Source organism: Prosthecobacter sp., assembly GCF_044373815.1.
GTDB lineage: Bacteria > Verrucomicrobiota > Verrucomicrobiia > Verrucomicrobiales > Verrucomicrobiaceae > Prosthecobacter.
On the sequence record NZ_JBIPNG010000076.1, the window covers coordinates 1 to 18,333 of the forward strand.

The 18,333-nt window shown below is 55.2% G+C and carries 18 protein-coding genes and 1 pseudogene; 10 read left to right on the top strand and 9 right to left on the bottom strand.

Going from position 1 to position 18,333, the window contains the following annotated elements; translation table 11 throughout:
* From ACIREA_RS08965 to ACIREA_RS08975, 3 genes and pseudogenes are all read left to right on the top strand, one after another.
* Nucleotides 1-438 (top strand): annotated as a pseudogene (locus ACIREA_RS08965) (transketolase); the annotation flags it as partial.
* Nucleotides 435-1,340 carry a transketolase family protein gene (locus ACIREA_RS08970; protein WP_397381921.1) on the top strand — a complete coding sequence of 302 codons (906 nt, stop codon included), beginning with the start codon at nucleotides 435-437 and terminating at the stop codon, nucleotides 1,338-1,340. The pseudogene ACIREA_RS08965 and the gene ACIREA_RS08970, both read left to right, overlap by 4 nt.
* Entirely contained in the window at nucleotides 1,337-2,356 is a 1,020-nt protein-coding gene (locus tag ACIREA_RS08975) for a glycosyltransferase (protein ID WP_397381922.1), read from the top strand. The genes ACIREA_RS08970 and ACIREA_RS08975 overlap by 4 nt, the downstream gene beginning before the upstream one ends.
* Here the strand turns inward: ACIREA_RS08975 and ACIREA_RS08980 are convergent.
* A complete protein-coding gene (locus ACIREA_RS08980; protein ID WP_397381923.1) occupies nucleotides 2,349-3,485 on the bottom strand; it encodes a glycosyltransferase family 10 domain-containing protein in 1,137 nt (378 codons plus the stop codon). The two genes, ACIREA_RS08975 and ACIREA_RS08980, sit on opposite strands and share 8 nt — an antisense overlap.
* Nucleotides 3,486-3,553: 68 nt before the next feature.
* Between ACIREA_RS08980 and ACIREA_RS08985 the strand changes: the two genes are divergently transcribed.
* Both ACIREA_RS08985 and ACIREA_RS08990 read left to right on the top strand, forming a co-directional pair.
* A complete protein-coding gene (locus ACIREA_RS08985; protein WP_397381924.1) occupies nucleotides 3,554-4,405 on the top strand; it encodes an FkbM family methyltransferase in 852 nt (283 codons plus the stop codon).
* Nucleotides 4,406-4,445: 40 nt separating this feature from the next.
* The gene (locus tag ACIREA_RS08990; RefSeq protein WP_397381925.1) at nucleotides 4,446-5,171 is read left to right on the top strand and encodes an FkbM family methyltransferase; all 726 of its coding nucleotides are present in this window, start codon (nucleotides 4,446-4,448) and stop codon (nucleotides 5,169-5,171) included.
* On the opposite strand, the gene ACIREA_RS08995 is transcribed toward ACIREA_RS08990, so the two are convergent.
* Genes ACIREA_RS08995 through ACIREA_RS09020 form a run of 6 tightly spaced genes read right to left on the bottom strand, consistent with a single transcriptional unit; the run spans nucleotide 5,128 to nucleotide 11,148 of the window.
* Nucleotides 5,128-6,042: a hypothetical protein gene (locus tag ACIREA_RS08995; protein ID WP_397381926.1), complete on the bottom strand. Its 915-nt coding sequence runs from the start codon at nucleotides 6,040-6,042 to the stop codon at nucleotides 5,128-5,130. The two genes, ACIREA_RS08990 and ACIREA_RS08995, sit on opposite strands and share 44 nt — an antisense overlap.
* Complete coding sequence (locus ACIREA_RS09000; protein WP_397381927.1) at nucleotides 6,039-6,989, bottom strand: glycosyltransferase; 951 nt, start codon at nucleotides 6,987-6,989, stop codon at nucleotides 6,039-6,041. Before ACIREA_RS09000 ends, ACIREA_RS08995 begins: the two co-directional genes overlap by 4 nt.
* The gene (locus ACIREA_RS09005) at nucleotides 6,986-8,206 is read right to left on the bottom strand and encodes a glycosyltransferase (RefSeq protein WP_397381928.1); all 1,221 of its coding nucleotides are present in this window, start codon (nucleotides 8,204-8,206) and stop codon (nucleotides 6,986-6,988) included. Before ACIREA_RS09005 ends, ACIREA_RS09000 begins: the two co-directional genes overlap by 4 nt.
* Nucleotides 8,203-9,177 carry a glycosyltransferase family 4 protein gene (locus ACIREA_RS09010; protein ID WP_397381929.1) on the bottom strand — a complete coding sequence of 325 codons (975 nt, stop codon included), beginning with the start codon at nucleotides 9,175-9,177 and terminating at the stop codon, nucleotides 8,203-8,205. Before ACIREA_RS09010 ends, ACIREA_RS09005 begins: the two co-directional genes overlap by 4 nt.
* Nucleotides 9,174-10,166 carry a putative lipopolysaccharide heptosyltransferase III gene (gene rfaQ, locus ACIREA_RS09015; RefSeq protein WP_397381930.1) on the bottom strand — a complete coding sequence of 331 codons (993 nt, stop codon included), beginning with the start codon at nucleotides 10,164-10,166 and terminating at the stop codon, nucleotides 9,174-9,176. The genes ACIREA_RS09010 and rfaQ overlap by 4 nt, the downstream gene beginning before the upstream one ends.
* Nucleotides 10,167-10,191: 25 nt before the next feature.
* Nucleotides 10,192-11,148, bottom strand: coding sequence for a glycosyltransferase family 61 protein (locus tag ACIREA_RS09020; protein ID WP_397381931.1), 957 nt, complete (start codon nucleotides 11,146-11,148; stop codon nucleotides 10,192-10,194).
* Between the two features lie 662 nt (nucleotides 11,149-11,810).
* Here ACIREA_RS09020 and ACIREA_RS09025 point away from each other — a divergent pair.
* The 4 genes from ACIREA_RS09025 (at nucleotide 11,811) to ACIREA_RS09040 (ending at nucleotide 16,230) form a co-directional block, all read left to right on the top strand.
* Nucleotides 11,811-12,455, top strand: coding sequence for a hypothetical protein (locus tag ACIREA_RS09025; RefSeq protein WP_397381932.1), 645 nt, complete (start codon nucleotides 11,811-11,813; stop codon nucleotides 12,453-12,455).
* A 38-nt stretch (nucleotides 12,456-12,493) separates the two neighbouring features.
* Complete coding sequence (locus tag ACIREA_RS09030; RefSeq protein WP_397381933.1) at nucleotides 12,494-13,345, top strand: class I SAM-dependent methyltransferase; 852 nt, start codon at nucleotides 12,494-12,496, stop codon at nucleotides 13,343-13,345.
* Between the two features lie 185 nt (nucleotides 13,346-13,530).
* Complete coding sequence (locus ACIREA_RS09035) at nucleotides 13,531-13,935, top strand: type II secretion system protein (RefSeq protein WP_397381934.1); 405 nt, start codon at nucleotides 13,531-13,533, stop codon at nucleotides 13,933-13,935.
* Nucleotides 13,936-14,172: 237 nt separating this feature from the next.
* A complete protein-coding gene (locus ACIREA_RS09040) occupies nucleotides 14,173-16,230 on the top strand; it encodes a prolyl oligopeptidase family serine peptidase (RefSeq protein ID WP_397381935.1) in 2,058 nt (685 codons plus the stop codon).
* 12 nt (nucleotides 16,231-16,242) lie between these two features.
* Here ACIREA_RS09040 and ACIREA_RS09045 read toward each other — a convergent pair whose 3' ends face one another.
* Both ACIREA_RS09045 and ACIREA_RS09050 read right to left on the bottom strand, forming a co-directional pair.
* Nucleotides 16,243-16,452: a transposase gene (locus tag ACIREA_RS09045; protein WP_397381936.1), complete on the bottom strand. Its 210-nt coding sequence runs from the start codon at nucleotides 16,450-16,452 to the stop codon at nucleotides 16,243-16,245.
* A gap of 117 nt (nucleotides 16,453-16,569) precedes the next feature.
* Nucleotides 16,570-17,091 carry a pentapeptide repeat-containing protein gene (locus tag ACIREA_RS09050; protein ID WP_397381937.1) on the bottom strand — a complete coding sequence of 174 codons (522 nt, stop codon included), beginning with the start codon at nucleotides 17,089-17,091 and terminating at the stop codon, nucleotides 16,570-16,572.
* Between the two features lie 177 nt (nucleotides 17,092-17,268).
* Between ACIREA_RS09050 and ACIREA_RS09055 the strand changes: the two genes are divergently transcribed.
* Nucleotides 17,269-18,237 carry a hypothetical protein gene (locus ACIREA_RS09055; RefSeq protein WP_397381938.1) on the top strand — a complete coding sequence of 323 codons (969 nt, stop codon included), beginning with the start codon at nucleotides 17,269-17,271 and terminating at the stop codon, nucleotides 18,235-18,237.
* Nucleotides 18,238-18,333: the final 96 nt, after the last annotated feature.

Below are 18,333 nucleotides of genomic sequence, written 5' to 3' on the forward strand. Positions count from 1 at the left end.
GCACTGGCTGCAAAACGTTCCGGCGCAGCTTGGCGCACCATGGTGATGCTGAGCGATGGTGAACTGGACGAAGGCTCCAATTGGGAGGCCATTCTCTTCGCTCCCCAGCATCGTCTCGACAATCTCATTGCCATCGTTGACTACAACAAAATCCAGAGTCTTGGCTCCGTCGCTGAAGTGATGGAACTCGATCCGCTCGCTGACAAGTTTCGAGCATTCCGCTGGTCAGTACGTGAAGTTGATGGCCATGATCATGCGGCCATCCGCGAGGCGCTCTCTTCGGTTCCTTGGGAGGTTGGCAAGCCCTCGGTCCTCATTGCACATACAATCAAAGGCAAGGGCGTGGACTTCATGGAAAACAGTCTCCAGTGGCACTACTCGTCTCCACGGGGGGAGCAGCTCACATCAGCACTTTTACAACTTGGAAGTGACTCATGAGAACCGCCTTCATCAACGAGCTGACCGTTCAGGCTCGTACGCATCCTGAAATTTTTCTGATCGTCGGAGATCTCGGCTTCTCAGTTGTCGAGCCCTTTGCCCGCGAGTTTCCAGATCGTTTTCTCAACGCTGGTGTGGCCGAACAAAACATGACGGGAGTCGCAGCAGGTCTCGCCTCCGAGGGCTATCATGTCTTCACCTATTCCATTGCCAATTTCCCAACCCTGCGCTGCTTGGAACAAATCCGCAATGATGTGTGCTATCATCTGTTGCCGGTGACCGTTGTGGCTGTTGGTGGGGGACTTGCCTATGGCAACCTCGGGTATTCGCATCATGCCGTTCAAGATCTGGCCATCATGAGGACATTGCCCAATATTCACGTCATGGCTCCCGGAGATCCCGGTGAGACCAAGGAATGTGTAGCATGGCTGGCAGATCATCCGGGTCCGTCGTACCTTCGCATTGGCAAGGCGGGTGAAAAGAAACTGCATGACGTGCGTGGCATCGAGCGTGGGCCTCTCCTTCTTCGCGGAACTCCATCCGATCGAATCGCTCTTGTTTCCACTGGAGGCATTCTCGATGAATCGCTGGCGGCAGCGGATATTCTCGCAAGCGAAGGGAAGTCAGTGGCCGTTTACTCGCTGCCGTGGCTCAAGCCTCTCGATGTGTCGCGCTTGGATGCTCTGAATTCATACGATTACATCGTGGCTGTGGAGGAACACGTCACAGAGGGAGGGCTTGCCGCTGCTCTGCGTGAAAATCTGCCGAAGTCATTGTCTGTGCACTCCGTCGCCGTGAGTGCTGATGCCTCGGTTCTGGTTGGTACTCAGGCATTTCTTCGAAATGCTGCGGGGGTGTCCAGCAGCCACATTGCCGCCACTTGCCTTGCCTTGTTGCCATGACAGCTTCACAGCCACCGCAAATTAGTTTTTTGGTGTTTGCTTACAATGAAGAAGCTCGCATTAGATCTATTCTTGATCAGGCGCTGGCTTGGGCGGATGAGGTAGTTGTCATTAACAAGTCCTCAACGGATAAAACGAGCGAGATCTGTGAAAGCTACGGTTCCAAAATCAAGCATCTGGTTTTTCCCTTCTCGACTCAGGGACAGGATGATTTTCAGGCCTTGATTGCATCGACGAGCTGCGAGTGGATCTATTTTGCCACAGCCTCGGAGGTTCCCACCAAGCGGCTCATCGAAAGCTGTCGCGAGCTTCTGCAGACACGTGGACCTGATCTTGATTTGATATATGTTCCGCGGAAGCGCTACATGTACGGCGTCCACACGCCCTATGGAAAGCTAGCGGATGTGACGGATTACCCGTTCCTGATTCACCGGCATCGCGCACGAGTGCAGGACCGGATACACGCCAATTTTTCAGCCACTGAAAAATCGCGAATTGGGCGCATCAAATATGCAGATGACTGCTGCGTTCACCATCTCTCCTACCCGACAGTGGCGGGCTTCATGCACAGCCACGGCCAATACATGCAGGTGGAGGCACAGCAGACACCGGATCAAGAAGTGGATTTTTTGATCCAGCGGCTTTTCCGCGAAGGTGCTGAGTTGCTCGAAGAGATCTGCGTGCAACAAGATGCCAAGCCCGCTGTAGGTGAGGCATGGCTGGGGCACTACTGTACTCTGTTGGTCCAGCGTTTTGGTCTTTGCCTGTATTTTTGGGAGAAACGACGCTCCACGGATGTGAAGAAGTACTATCAAGAACTGGCTGCTGCGCTGCAGCACAACGAATGGAGCGCACAGCCCGGAGTGCCCCTGCCGCAGTTGCAAGTAGGAACTCAGGACCTGCCCACAGTCACGAAGAGAACGAGCATGAACCGCTTTGTAAGAGCTGTGTTGCCAGTGAAGCTGCGCAACACCATCCGCAAGCGCCTGCAGTCGCTGGTCACTTGGTTCAAGTGAGTGAAAAATGCTTCGCCACTTTTTGGAACATGCGCGAGGCCATCCCCTCGTAGTCATGCTCCTGACCGGCCTCACTCTCCAAATAGGCTCTTCCCGCCCGGATGATCTCCTGCGCCTGCTCTTCCGTCATCTCATTCAGATGCTTCTCCAGTTCGGCCAGCGTTTTAAAGCGCCGCAGATCTACGAAGCTTCCTTCAGGAATGTGTGAAGTCACATCCGGATCTCCCAGATACAATGGCACCACTCCCGCCACAAAACAGTCGATGATCTTCTCCGTCAGGTAACCCGGTGCGGCAATATTCTCCAGGGCGATGCAAAACTTATACTGGGAGATGGTTTCATGCTTGTCCGCACATTGTTTTGCACTCAGCTTGTTGAGCACGGGCCCAAGTCGTCTGCGCCAGGAGAGCGGCAGATTCTTGAATTGATCCCAGCCTTTTCCATACAGATCGAGTCCCTTGTCAGCAAAGTGATGAATCAAGCTTAGCCTGTAGTCATGCAACTGGTGCTTCATCGTATGACGATTGATCGGTGAATTGCTAAGACACAATTTGCTGCGGATCCATCCAAAGATGCTGCCCGGCTTTTTGAGCAACCGCTTGAGTTCCAGAGGGTGTCTCCAATACTTGTTGCTTACCACCATGGCCATGGGCTTGCGCTCAGCCCACGGCATGTCCGGCTTAAAACCGTCACTCCTGCGGTAAATGGCAAAGCGAGTGCGCTGCGCCAGTGCATCGTTCGGGTAAAACTGGTCGATGGTTCCCTGGAAAAGAATTTTGATCGGATAGGGATCACAATAAAAACGGATCCTCTCGTAAAACTTGCGGGCAAACATCGGAGACTCCGCACAGATCATGACTCCAGGCTGGCACCCCAGCTTGATCAATTCCAGGCCGTGCCTGGCATGCTCACCGCTGATCAAGATCGTGCGCTCAGGCTCCAGCTTTCCGTCCGCGATCTTTTGCAGTGCGAGATCACTCGTCAAAAAGGTGTGCCCGGCCTGCTTCACCTTCTCGGCAAAATAGGGAATCCATCCTGCGCCTGGGAACTGATTTGCATAGTCATGGCTACAAATGCGGTTTTCCCAAAAAGGCTTGATTTCAGAGCACAAAACAATTGTCCAAGACATCACAGGAGTGTAGTTATTCGTTTTTTTTCCAGCAAGTTGATTCTTTGCGTGCTGCTGCGAGCGCGAGGATGAGCCCGCAGCGCATAGTCAGTCATATTTCATCATCACCGCTGTCATTTCATTTCACGATGGGCCTGTTAAAACGAATTGCACGAAAAATCCTGGAGTCTGACCAGAGGATGGTCACGGCTCAAACCAGTGTTGGGCAGATGCAGAATCTTATCACTGCTTTGCGTCCGCGTGCCTCCGGTCATGAATTGATCCGCATGGGACCCGATGGTGATGGCGGCTATCTGGTTCCTGATGATCTCTCTGGCATCTCCGCCTGCCTCTCCCCCGGTGTGTGCAGCGTTTCTGATTTTGAGAAATCCTGTGCTGATTTAGGCATGCAGGTGTTCATGGCGGACAAATCCGTGGAAGGACCGGCATCCACCCATGAAAAGTTTCACTTCATCAAAAAGTTTGTCGGGTCATATTCAACAAGTGACTTCATCACGATGGATGAATGGGTGGCATCATCAAATCTGGATCCAAATTCCGATCTGCTGCTGCAGATGGACATCGAGGGGTTTGAATACGAAACGCTTTTGAATATTTCCGATCACCTGATGCGCAGGTTCAGGATCATCATCATCGAATTTCACGCCTTGGATGCTCTGTGGAACCAAGGATTTTTTAAACTGGCCGGACGTGCCTTTGAAAAGTTGCTGCACACACATGCATGTGTCCATGTGCACCCGAACAACTGCCGCGGCGCAGTCGTGAAGCACGGTCTCTCCATTCCGCCAGTGATGGAGTTTACCTTTCTCCGAAAGGACCGAATGAAGGAGTCATCTCAGAAACTGGTTTTCCCCCATCCATTGGATTTCGACAACACACCAAACCCGACCCTGAAATTGCCTGACTGCTGGTCACGGTAGCAGCGGGCTTGATAGCAAAACAGAGGAGACTACTATGGGCATGTTCAGCAATGTTAAGCGTAAACTCAGGCGTCGCCTGCATGAAATGTTTGGCTCGGACAAATACTCTCATCCAGGTCTTGGGGGAATTGATCGTGAACTGGAAAAGTACCTGAATTTCACCAACGGCTTCTTCATCGAGGCGGGCGCCAATGACGGCTACTCACAGAGCAACACCTACTTCCTGGAGAGGTTCAAAGGCTGGCGGGGAGTCCTTGTTGAAGGCATGCCCGAGCTTTTTCAGAAATGCAAAAAGGAGCGGTCTAAATCCAATGTCTATAACTGCGCGCTCGTTTCCAACACTTGCACGGACAAGTTCATTGAAATGCGTTACGCCAATCTGATGTCCCTTGTGAAGGGGGCCATGAAGACCCAGGAGATGGAGGACCAGCACATTGCAGATGGCATTCGGGTCAAAAGGTTGGCTGGTTCTTACACCGTTCAAGTGCCGGCCCGGACACTGGAGTCCATTTTGGATGAGCAGACCGGCCTGAAGCAGATTGATCTGCTTTCTCTTGATGTGGAGGGCTACGAACTGGAAGTCCTGAAAGGCATGAATCTGGCCAAGTATAAGCCGCGTTACATTCTGGTGGAAGCGCGCTTTTTTGACGACATCAACGCGTTGTTATCCCCTGAATACGATATGGTTGCCAAAATGAGCCACCACGACTTCCTCTACCATCTCAAGTCGGATTCGAGCCCTTCAGAAAAACCGTCGAGCGATTGATCGGCGGAAGATGGTTGTTCAAAAAGCAGCGGATTTTTTGAGCCACAGCAAAATCTGAGATCCGGTTGAACCTGCGCATGTAGCGCTTGCTGGCGCCCTTGTAATGCAGCGCCAGAGCACGCACCTGGCTGCCGTCTGCCACCCGGGTGAGATAGGGGACAAGCCTGTCATGCTCGATCCGCCACTGCACCCGTTTCAATTTTTTGCGCCCGGGCCAGAGGGTATAACCATGGGCTACTGACATGGTCTGTTCCACGATGGCATCAGGCCATTCGGTTTGATCAAACACCGCACCCGGATTCTGCTGCACATAATAATCCAGCCCCGCCATGTCACAGAAGAAACGCCTCATTTCTCTCCAGTTCATCTGGGCCCAGTCCCGATAATACTCTGTCTGGAAAAGCGTGCGCAAGGTGGCGGCCATTCCTGAAATACCTTTCGGTCGAAAGAGCGCCAGATGCGGGTTCCCATCCGGACCGAAATAGCACAGGGCATTTTCAGGCAGAAGCCTTTGCGCCAGCGCATCGGCCGAATCAAAAATCAGACAGTCGCTGTCAAGATGGATGGCGATCTCTGAGCCGTTGGCTCGAACTGCTTCATGCAGATAAAACCACCTCGCGAAACAGAAGCGCTCAAATGCCTCCGGATTGCCCGACGTATGGCGATAGGAAGCCTGAAAAAAGTCGAGATCATCATGTGGCAGCGTGTCGAAGGGAATCAATGTGACACCCAACCGCTTGAATGTGGGATGCGAAGCATCACCCAGAAGAAAGATGCGCGCATCTGGATTGAACACGCGCGTGTTCTCCATCGAACAAAGCAGGTAACGGGGAATTTTACCGCGATGAATGTAATAGATGTCAGGTATCATAACCCATATTTCTTCAGTCCGCGCATCCGAGCCAGTTCGTAATTCAAACGCTTGCGGATTTGGTCCCAATGACCGCGCGATGCATTGGTGAAGTAGTCGCGGATTTTTGCATCCATCGCTTCAGTTGGAGAGAGGTTTTTCGGAAATTCCCAGACGGCTCCATCGAGGGAATTCGCGTTCTTAAAGAGCCGCTGAGCAGGGTCATCCGCCGTGCAGTTTTCTCCTGACCCATCAAGTCCAATGTTCGCCGTCAAACGCGTGCTGGGGCAGAGGTGGAGCAAGTCATGTTTCAAGGTCCACAATGCCAGGAGCCGGTCCCAGGTCATCGCTTTGCGGCCCATTCGATGCTGACGGTGTGCCCACTGGCAGTCGGTGCCCATGCAGGCCGGTATCTGCCAGTAGTGCTCATAGGGCCATGTGGTCCCCTTGAGCAGCGGCAGCATGGACTGCCAGCGGTCAGCCCAGGTAGCCCAGCCCCAGCAGAAGAAGCGCCGGGAAAAAAACGTGGTCAGCTGTCCCTCGTCGCTAATGATGGGATGGAACGCGGCGATGGAAAAAACTTTGGCCTCATTGCGATATGCGGCCTCGGCCTGCGCCAGATATTCAAACAGACCCGGCTGCGGTATGACATCCTCTTCCAAAACCACGGTGAATGGGACCTCGGTGAGAGCGGCCGTGATGCCCTGCACAATGTTTTGATTCAGCCCCAGATTGCGCTCGCGCACCACAATCTTGGCTCCGGGATGATCCTCCAGGAAGCGCTGCGCCACCTGTTGCGTCTCTTTGCATGCCTCTGCATCCGATTCGCCTCGTGCTCCATCGCAAAATACAAACAACTCCGCTGTGGGAAAGCTGCGCAAAGCCAGACGCAGTTGCTCCAGCTTTTCTGCCCGGCGGTAGGCCAGAATGGTCACTGCGATCCGTGAAAGTGGCTGCTGCGTATTCATGCTTGAAGCAGGCGTTGGTAAATCTTCGTATATTGAAGAGTTTGGGTTTCAGGCGTGTGCTGCGCCAGCACGTATTCACGCGCCGTGTGTCCGATCTGTTCCAAAGGCTGCTGCCTGCTGCGCAGTTTTTCAATCAACAAGGCCAGTGCCGCAGCATCCTGGCTGGGGAACAAATAACCAAGCTCTTCATGCTTCACACGTTCAGGAATGCCTCCAACGCGGCTGGCCACTGGCACCGTGCCGACTGCCATTGACTCTAAAACGCTCAACGGCCCGGTGTCACCCTTCGTGGGACATACAAAAGCATCAACCGCTGCATACAGTGTTGCCAGCGTTTCCGCAGAATCCACGGATCCGACAATCTTCACCGTCAATCCACTCAACTCCGGAATCGTCGGCGGCTGCCCCCACACCAGAAGTCCCAGGCCCTTGCAGTCGATCTGTGAAAGTGCATTCCAGAGCACGTCCATGCCCTTGCGGTTGTTGTTCCATGTGGCTCCAACGCCGAGCCAGAAGACATCGTCCGTAAGATTCCATTTGGTTCTGCTGGCTGCATGGTCTTGCGGCACCAAGAACTCTTTCCGGACCACATGCGGCACCATTTCATTGTGCATGTGGTAGCGCCGGTTGAGCGGACGCATCACCCGAGCCACGTAGGCTGAAGGCGCCACGAGCGTCAAATTGCTGTGCTGCTGCAACAGGTGGTTTCTTGTCTCAAGCAGATCACGGCGGCTCCATGGGCCGATTTCATAGCGATAACGTTCTCCCGTATCACACTCCAGCCAAGAGCAGGCATGCGCCTTGATCGGCCATAGATCATGGATCGTCCAGATCAGCGGTATGTGTGCAGGGATCTTCAGCAGTGTGCTGTGATTTAGGTCTGCGGAATGGATGTTATGAATGTGGATCAGATCGGGCTTCGCCGTTTCAACCGCACGCAGCAGCGCGCTTTCATGGCGCTGACTCCGCCAGCGAGCCGCGACCTTGCGTGAGAAATTCTTCACCAATCGTTCCAAAGCGGGGCGCTTTCGGGTTGGACTTAGCGAAAGCTCGCGCAGCCCTGCACAAAAAAAGCCGTTCTTTGCTGGCGGTGAAAAATGCCAGCGTTCCACATCGAACTCCGCACGCTCTGCCAGATCGTTGGCGAGGAGGTTCGCTAGAGTCCCAGCTCCGCCGCTGATTTGATCGGACAAGATGATGACACTGGGCTTCTTCATTTTCCGAGAAGGAAGGACTTCCAGCGTGAATAGGTTTGCGTGGAGGAGAAGCGTTCTTCAAAGGCCGTACGAGCGTTCGCACCCATCTTTCCACGAAGTTCATTATCCTGGATCAATTGGCACAGCCTTTCACTCCACTGCTGCGGATTTTCAGCGAAGAACATGCTGTCAGAGCCTTGACCGATCTCCAAGGAACCCGCCTGGGGTGTCGCGATCGTGGGAATGCCGGCTGCCATGTATTGCAGTGCCTTGATGGGGGATTTGCCTTGTGAGAAAGCATCCGTCGGCAGAGGCAGAAGGCCGATATGAAAGGTTTTAACCGCATCAGGCTCGCCGCCTTGCCGCCAGGGCAGGTGCAGATATGGCAAAGAGGTGCTGAATGCGGGTTGTTTGCCGCAAAACACTGCAAGTTCCACCTCTGGGTGCTTACCCATCACCTGCGCAAGCACAGGTTCCAGGGCTTCAAGGTAGCGCAAATTCACAGGGGCACCTGACCATCCCAGCCTGATACGGACGGCCTGATTGTTCTTGGAGGGCGGCCAGTCTTCAGCTTTCAAAGCCATGGGCAGCACTTGTGTTTTTCCTCCCAATGCGTTGAGATGCCCGGCGATGTATTGATTTGCGACGAGAGACACGTCTGCTGCTCGCACCATGCTTTGCAGGCGGCGGTTGGTGCGCCAGCGCGTCCACCAGCTGTGCTTCCGGCCATGGGGGTGCCAGGTGGCGTCATCAATGTCAAACAACAGCCGCTTTGCGTGCTTCCTGAGTGTTCGCACCTGATGAGCTGGAAAAAGCTTTTTCTGCACCAACACTGTGTCGGATTCAGCAATAACCGCTGGCTCGGGCATTTTTCCAGGAGCCAAAACTTCACAGTCGATTCCATCCTTTTTCAACATGTCCAGATACTGAAGCACCCGATAATGAGTGCTGGCGCAAGCCGCATCACCGAAAGGGAGAACGAGAAGCTTCATGAATTCGGTGGAGAAGGTGCGAGAAAACCTGCTGCAGCAGCCATGACTTCCTCAAGAGTGCTGGCTTCATCTGAATTGAAATGAATGAGACGGTGGGGTGTTTTCCAGGGGGACCAGTTTCGAGCATCCGAATCAGGGCCGAAGAGAGCCACGGTAGGAGTTCCGGTGGCTGCTGCAAGGTGCATGGCGGCAGTGTCCACACCTACAAACAAGCGGGCATGGTAGAGCAGCCATGCCAGATGATTCCATTGAGTTTTTCCTTCGGTACTGATGCATCCCGGGCCAATCGCTTCGACCAATCGCTGACCTAGAGCGATCTCCTCCGAGTCAGGGCCGACGCTGATGACGATTTGATGATTTCGCGAAATCAGAGAATTTCCCAAACTGGTCCAATGGTTTTCACTCCAGCGCTTGCGCTGCCACCGTGTGCCGGGATGGAAAATGACCAGCGGCTTGTCGGGTGCCAAAGCGAATGGAGGCGCCGTGGTGGCACTTCTTTCGAATACCAGTGGACCAGGCTCCTGCTGCGGCAGCTCAAGAAAGTCTTTAACATTCAAAAAATCGGCCTGTGCCCGGTGGATGATTGACCACTCGCTATCGCCCAGGTGCGTCATGAGCCATTTCCACGGCCAGGCAATCTGATAGACGTGGGTGTTGGCACATCGTTTTTTGGCTCCGCTCAATCCGACGATGGTTCGCCCACGGTCGTTGTTGCCCATTTCCACGGCCAGATCATATTTTTCACTGCGGATATCCGCCAGCAGCCGCAAATCATTCCAGAAGCTCGCGCCAGAGCGTTTGCTTTTTTCGGGCGAGGCGGTGGTGTAGATTTTGTTGATGCTGAGGCAGCCTTTCAAAATGCTTTCTGTTCCTGCGCGCACGACGACGTCGATCTGTGCGTCAGGATAGACGTCTTTCACCGCCTGGACCGTGGGAGTCAGCAGCAGGGAGTCCCCGATGTGGCGGAGTTTAACGAGAAGTAGGCGCATCAAGAGGAGGGTGAGGGAATGGGCTCTACTGACTTAGCTTTTTCACTTTCTCAAGCATCTGGTGGAGCAACTGCGGTGGAAATGTAAATGAGCCGTCCTGGGTCCTTGTGGAGCCAGAGTACAATGAGATGCCCTGGTTGCCGCAAATGTTCGCCACATTCCGGAATGCGTCACCCCAGGCGTCGGGGCCGGGGCCGCCATCCAAGTTGATGATGACTGAATTTCTGGCGAAAAGCGAAACTGCCAGGGCCTGTCCCAGCGGAGAGATGACGACTGGGGCTTTGGACACCAGGTCGATCTGTTCATCCAAAGGCGTTTTGGAGAGCTGGATCACACGAACCTCGCCAAACACTTTTTCAATCTCGGCGATGGCTGCGGGTTCATCGAGCAGATAGCGGTTGGGAGCATCTTTTCTGGACAGGAACAGTGACGGTCCTGTTTTGGCATGGGGACGATGGAAGTAATCGTTCATGGTCCGGTAGTCCTGTGGCCGGGAGAGGCAGTCTTGCACTCCGCGCAGCTGAGGGACATAAAAGAGATCATCGCAGCGGGTTGTTCCATCGCTGCATTCAATGATCTGGTCCTGGGTGAGACCGGTTTTTAACAGGTAACGGGACTGCCATTTCAGATGGCCTTTGGCGACCAGAATTTTAAATTCAGGATTCAACTCCTGCATTTTCTTTTGCGCCGCCATCCAGCGGGGCATGTGCTGAAAGAGGAAGTGGCCGTGGTTTTCGTGGTCCCTGCCTGAGAGATGAAACAACGGTGAGGTCACCCTTTTTGCTCCGATAGATATGGGCTGCCGCACCTTGCTCAGAGGCAGCAAATCAAAGCTGGGGCATATACGCAGCCATTTGCCATCAGGCGTGAAAATGCTGGCCTGATCACCCACGACCGTTGCGTTGCGTATGTGGTGGAAATTGACAGCGGGCCACCGCATCAGAGAAGTGGTTGCAGTGTGGTTGAAAAACCGCGCCTCCAATTCACAGGGGACTTCCTCCGTGCCAGCTTCGATCAGTGGGATGACCGTGACGCTGGCCGAATTCTTTGGAGAGGATTCAATCTTTGGGTAAAGCCGAACTGCAGACCGCAGATTCGCATAAAGATCATGTATGCGGCGGCTGAAGGATTTCATGGAGTGGATTGAATGCCATCAATTGAGGAGGTGGGCCACTCCACTTTTGCTTCAGGGCCAAAAGTTGAATTGATGCGGCTGAGGTCAAAATTTTATGTATGGATATTACAAGTATTAATAAAATCAGTGTTCTACAAAGCAGACAATCAACACGCTGCAACCAAATTAGCTCATCTTAAAGAGGCAGTTCTCTCAGCCTCAATGTGATTCCTGGCGCATCTGTGTTCCTTGATCGTTTTGCCGGGCATGCCACGACACTGTGCCGCCGAAGTCAGATCATTTTTTAAAGTGAGCTAACAGATTGCGGATTGTGCGCCAGCGTATTAAATTCCCTATTCCGCTTCATGCCATCCAATCCCAACACACAGAATGCCGCCACAGTCATCTCTTCCTGTGACGGCTATTCGGATTTATGGCCCATTTTCTTCCATTTTTTCTTCAAGCACTGGGAGTCATCTCCGTTTTCAGTTTATCTCATTTCGAACCATCGCACTTTTGAAGATCCCAGAGTGATCACGATCCCAGTGGGGGAGGACAAAAGCTGGTCGGACAACCTCATCACTGCCTTAAAATCCATCAAGGAGGAGAATCTCTTTGTCTGGCTGGATGATTTCCTGGTGGATCGCGACATTCAAAGTTCCGCGATGACCGCATGCATTGAGCAATTGGATCAGGCTGGCGGCAAGTACCTGGCGGTGGACCAGCATGGCGATCTGGGTGAAGCGATGGAAAACACTTCGTTACGCCGGATCGAGAAGGGCAATCTTCGTGCGGGACTCAATCTGTCCTTGTGGAAGAAAACCTTTTTGAACGAGATATTGGTGCCTGGTTGTTCCATCTGGGCTGCGGAGAGCCGTCTACGGAAGCTCAACACTGAAGGTGAGCCCGGGCTGTTCTACATGAAAGACGAATCCCCCAAGGTCGTGTCTTATGTCGAGTCTGTTAAAGGACAATTTTGGAAGCCCCAGGCGATCAAGTTTCTGCGCGAGCAAGGCATCAAGGTGAACTTGAAAAGGCGGCCGTTCCCACCGCAGGGCAATGATTTCATCTCCAAGTTTTTCAGAAGCTGCTATAAGCGCAGGCTGAAAGCGCAGTCCGCCAAGGAGGCGCGGGCGGCATTGGAAGGGAAGGGGCTTGCCGTGCTTCCTTTGTGAGGCAAGGCTCGTATTGATCCCGGTCAGAAGAACAAGCATTGAGCAACAGCATCGTCATGGAAGGTGAAGCAGAAAACCAATCATTTGAGCTCCTCGACAGCGGCGGAGGTCGCGTGCTCGAAAGACTTGGCGCGCTGGTATCTTCGCGTGCCTGCCATGCGGCCTGGTGGCGGCGCAAACTTCCGGGTGCGGAATGGCGCAAGGCCGTGGAATTGAAGCGCGAGGTGAAGGAGCCGCTGAAACTGCGCATCGGAACGTTGCGCTTTTTGCTTTCTCCTCAGGGCGGCGTACGCGGACTGGCTCCTGAATTGCAGGAACTGTGGGGGAAGGCTGGCGCTCAGTGTTCTGCCTTTGCTGAGCAGCAGCGCCGTCCGGCGCGTGTCCTGCATCTGTTTGGCGGGGCTGGCGGTTTCACGCTCGCAACTGCGCAGGCCGGTGCGGCAGTGGCGCATGTGGATGTTTCGGCAGATGCGATCAAACGCGCACGTGAGCACGCTGCGCTCAACACGCTGGCCAATCGGGATATCCGCTGGGTGGTGGACGATCCGGTGAAATTCGCCCAGCGTGAACGCACACAAACGACCCGCTACGATTTGATCGTGATCGATCCGCACACTCCCAAGGATGCCAAGCGTGGCGGATTTGAGCTTGAGCGTGATCTCGGCTCCTTGCTCAGCACGGTCAGCGGTTTGCTGTCCGACAAGCCGATTGGCGTCCTGATCTGCTGCCGCCAGGGGGCGGTGTCGCCCACGACATTGCAGAATCTCATGCGGCAGGAATTCAACGTTTTCGGCGGGGCCGTTGAGAGCGGAGAAATTTTGCTCAAGGGCGCCGAGGGAGTGCCTGCGGTGCCGAGTGGAGTGTTTGCCAGCTGGCGCAAAGCAGCTTGAGGAAGGGGAGCGCGTTATTTGTCCTGATCATCTGGCCTGATTGAAGCCAGTGCATGCGCGACTATCAGCGCGGCTTAAGCGCATTTGAATAAATACGCAATAGAGGGGCATGGGAACGAGGGAAGCTTTAGCGGTGGAAATGACAGAGGTGCCAGATCCTTCAACGAGCCTCAATCCTCAAGTCCATGAAAACCAAACAAGTGGCTCGCCGCCGATCAGGGTTCAGTCTGATTGAACTCTTGGTTGTGATTCTTATCATCGGTTTGATTGCAACGATCATCGTGCCGAATCTGGGGTTTCTTGCTGGCGAAGCGGACAAGGTGAAAGACAAGCGCAATGCTCAGAACATCATGCTGGCCTATACCACGGGTGTGGCGGCTGGAGTGGTGTGGCCTGAAGGAGATGTGGCCACCCAGGTGGCCGCTGTCATCGAGGGGCGGAAGCCGGCCAGTGGTTCGCTTGCCAGCATGATGTTTCAGTCCTCAGTTGCCGCAGACACCGTGCCTGGGACTTATCTCTACATTGGCATCAAACCCAGTGGCGAACTGTTCTTTGATTCCGCAGGCGGTCAGAACCCCGCCGGTCATTGAGTTGACTGGAGAAATCAAACAGACCGCAACTCACGGTTAGACCGGTTCTCAAAAAGCCTGTCACATTGCCCGGCGGCGGAGCGGTCCCATTGGCTGCGTCGGACGCTTGCCTGTTGTTTTCAAACAGCAGGCGGCGCGTCCTCCTTGCCACTGGGACCGCTGCGCTCGCCGGATCAAAAGGACATTCTTTCTGAGAAACGGTCTAAAAACCGCGCAGGGCGGCGTTTAAGCTTCTCCATGAAATGTTTTCTTTTTCTCTCCTTGTGGGTGGTGGCTGCTCAGGCGCAGCTCAGTCCCAATGGTGCCACGGCCTCTTTCAAAGGCAGTCTGCCGCCCAAACCCACCGCGGCGCTTTCAGCAGAGCAGGAGGCTGGCATTGCCAAAGAGCTGGCGGCGGTGAAGAAGTCCTTCCAAGCGGTGAAGAAGCACCCGCGTGCAGCTGATGCGGACATCTTTCTCAAGGCGGTGAGCTACGCGCTGGAGTTCGACGAGTGGTATGACAAGAAGCCGGAGGACGGAATGAAAAAGGCGATGGCGCTGCTTGATGAAGCGAAGAAGCGCATCGCGGCACTCGGAAAAAATGAAACGCCATGGATGAGCGGCAGCGGGCAGAAGGTGCTGGGCTACTATTCCAAGATCGACGATTCACCGCAACCCTATGGCGTGGAAGTGCCGGAAGGCCTGGAGTTTGGCGTGGGTAAAAAGCCGGTGCCCATGTGGATCTGGCTCCATGGCCGGGGAGACACCGCCACGGATCTGCCGTTTGTTTATTCGAGGTTGATGGCGAAGAAGCCGGGGCAGTTTCAGCCGGCGGGCACGATCGTGATCCATCCCTTCGGACGTTACTGCAACGGCTGGAAGAGCGCGGGTGAGACGGATGTGTTTGAATGCCGTGATGATGCCATGAAGCGTTTCAATGTGGACACGAACCGCGTGGCGCTGGCGGGCTTCAGCATGGGCGGCGCGGGTGCATGGCACCTTGGCGCGCATTATCCGGACCAGTGGGCCTGCGTGCATACGGGGGCGGGCTTTGCCGATGTGAAGCGCTATCAAAAACTCACGCCAGAAAAGTATCCGGTCTGGTATGAGCAGACGCTGTGGGGTGTTTACGACGTGCCGGACTATGCGCGGAATTTTTTCAATGTGCCGCTGATCAGCTACAGCGGCGAGGTGGATGCTCAGCGTGATTCGGCGGAGTACATGATGGAGGTGCTGGCCAAGCAGGATCTGCACCCGCCTCATCTCATCGGCCCCGGCATGCCGCACAAGTACCATCCCGAAACGATCAAGGAGGTGCAGGCATGGATCGAGAAAGAGGTCGCCAAGGGACGAAACCTATTTCCTGACGAAATCCACATTCAGACCAAAACACCGTTCTATGGCCGCGTGAAGTGGCTCAACCTGCATGGCATGGAGGAGAGCTGGAAGGAAGCACGGCTCGATGCCAAGGTCATCGACGGGCAGACGATCGAGATGAAGACGCAGAATGTGACGCGCCTCGTGTTCTATCCGCCGCCGCAGGCAAGGAAGGGCGGGGGATCGCTCCAAGTGAACATTGATGGCACCACGCTGAAACTCAAAGTTGGTCCGGCAGCGCCGCAGTTTGAGACCTTTATGAGTCCTGGTCCCAAAGTGGCGGGAGCGTTCTGCCGACTGATCAGGGAGAACGGAGTCTGGCGTGATTTTGGCAATGCAGAGCCGTTTCAGCACGACACCCCAGCCGGGGGCAAGCCGGGTGCACATCCGGGAACGATGGATGCGAGCTTCATGAAGCGCTTTCTGGTGGTGCTGCCGGATGGGAAATCATCCTCGCCTGCAGTGGATGCGTGGGTGAACGCCGAGGCGGCGCATTTCCTCCAGCGCTGGAAGGGCCTCATGCGTGGCGATGCTCGTGTGGTGAAGGCATCGGATGTGGGAGACATCTACGAAGCAGGCAAAACGCAGAGCCTCATTCTCTGGGGCACGCCGGAATCCAATTCCTGCCTCAGGCAGCTTGCCAAATCGCTGCCGGTGCAATGGGACGCAAAGACAGTGGACATGGGCGGGCAGGCGTTCGACGCCAAGACCCATGTGCCTCTCATGGTTTATCCCTGTCTGAAATCGCCGGGCTTTGAAGTCGTGATCAACTCCGGCCTCACTTTCCGTGAGGCACATGACAAGACCAACTCACTGCAAAACCCCAAGCTCCCCGACTGGGCCATCCTGAACATCACGCAGCCGCCGAGTGCCGAGTCTGCCGGCAAGGTGGTGGCTGCGGACTTCTTTGATGAGCACTGGAAGGTGAAGAAGAAATAGCAACTGCGCACATCATGCCGAGCGATTGCGCGGCATGCAGGGTGGCAGCGGTGGGTACAGCATGTCGAGTGTTGATTCGCGCAGCCACCCGCTGAGGGAGGGTTGATTCACGCCCAGGCGCTTGGCGATGTCTTTGCAACTTTCTCCCAGGCGAATCCGGGAACGTGCGGCGGCCACGATGGCGGCCTTTTCAGCAGGGGAGTAACGTGAGGGGCGTGGCATAGTGTAGTCGTGTGTGAGGGTGGCTGAGCCGCCCTTCCTCTTAGCAAATCCGAGCCCAGCACACCTGTCCTCGCAGTCCCCAAATCGCGCAAAGCAGACGCAATTTGTGCATGCCGGCTAGGCTGCCGCACGTAACGCAGCGGGGCTGCCTTCCAGCATTTCCACGCCGGTGAGATCTGCACCGTAGAGGTCTGCACCCAGCAGATTTGCCCGTATCAGACGTGTGCCGCTGAGGTCCGCTCCGCACAGATTTGCGTTGGCAAAATTTGCGCGGCGCAGGTCGGTGTCGTGGAAGTTCACCCGGCGCAGGTCCGCACCCAGAAGCTGCACGCCGGTGCATTTGACTCCGCGCAGGTCTGCTCCTTCAAGATTTGCCAGACTGAGATCTGCGCCGTTGAGATTCGCACCTCTGAGATCGGCCAGGCTGAGGTCCGCGCCTCGCAGATTTGCCAGGCTGAGGTCGGCCCCGTTGAGATTTGCCAGGTGCAGATCTGCCTGGGCCAGATTCACGCGGCGCAGATCCGCGCCGCCGAGGTTCACCTCGCTCAAGCAGGCTGATTGGAGGCCTTCATCCAGGAGAAAGCTGTTCCAGGCATAGGGTCCTTGTTTCAGAACTTCCAGACATGTTGTCTTTTCCATGTGACAATTTCACTCGGTGCAGGAGCCGGTAAAGACGTGGATTGTAATGTGTTTGTGCGCTGTTTACGCTTTTGTCACACTTGAGCCGCCTTGGGAAGCGACTACAAAAACAGACGCGTTTCGCAGGTGCGCCGCACGTATCCATGGATCATGCTCTCGACGTATTCTTCTCCCACCATGAACACACTCACACGCCATTTATTCCTTCCCGCTCTCGCTGCCACGCTTTTGCTCGGCACCGCTGGTGCACGCGCTGCTGCTGGCGGAATTCAAGATGACGGAGCCTTCTTTTCCGAGTTCGCCAAGGTGAACGCCACCGGCACGATCAACGACGTCTCCACCCGGCTGCACAAGGACATCGCTGTGCAGACCTTCGCCGCAGTGCCTGAGGACATGAAGGCTGCGGTGATTCACCCGGACAAGGCCGCCACCAACCGTGGCTTTTCCCAGTGGGCGGAGCAGCTCGCCCGCACCAAGAAAGTCAACGGCGTCTTCATCCTGCTCGTCAAACAGCCCGCGCATCTGCAGGTCGTCGTTGGTACAGACACTCAGCGTCAGGCTTTCACACTGACGGATCGGGTCACGCTGATTCAGCGCATGCTCGAACAGCTGCGGAATAAAAAGAATGATGACGCTCTGATTGATGCGGTGAATTTCATTTCCACGACCATGAGCGCGCATCGCAACGGCGCTGCTGCACCTGTCAGTTCCAAAGCGCGCGCGGTTCAGAAGACAGGAATCTCATCCTGGCTTCCCACGATCGGTATCGTGCTGCTGATCTGGGTGGGCTTCAGCCTCATTCGCGGCCTGTTCCGCTCCATGTCCGGCGGCGGTGGTGGTGTCGGCGGCGGCATGGGCCAGCCTGGTTATGGTGGTGGCGGCGGCTTTTTCCAAAACATGATGGGCAGCATGTTCGGTGCTGCCGCGGGCATGTGGATGTATGACAATTTCTTTGGCTCGCACAGCTCTGCTGCCTCCTTAGGGTCTGATCCCACGGACACGTCCCACAGTGACGGCGGCTTCTCCGGCACGGATACCGACTACACCAGCTCAGGCGGCGATTTCGGCGGTGGTGACTCGGGTGGCGGCTTCGACGGAGGTGGTGACTCGGGTGGCGGTGACTTCGGCGGTGGCGGTGACTTTTAATCTGCCACCTTGCAGCCATGAGTCGTTACGCCAGCAACCAGGATGTGGTGCGCTTCTTTGCCGCCCACAACATTGAGGTGACCAACGTTCGCCGAG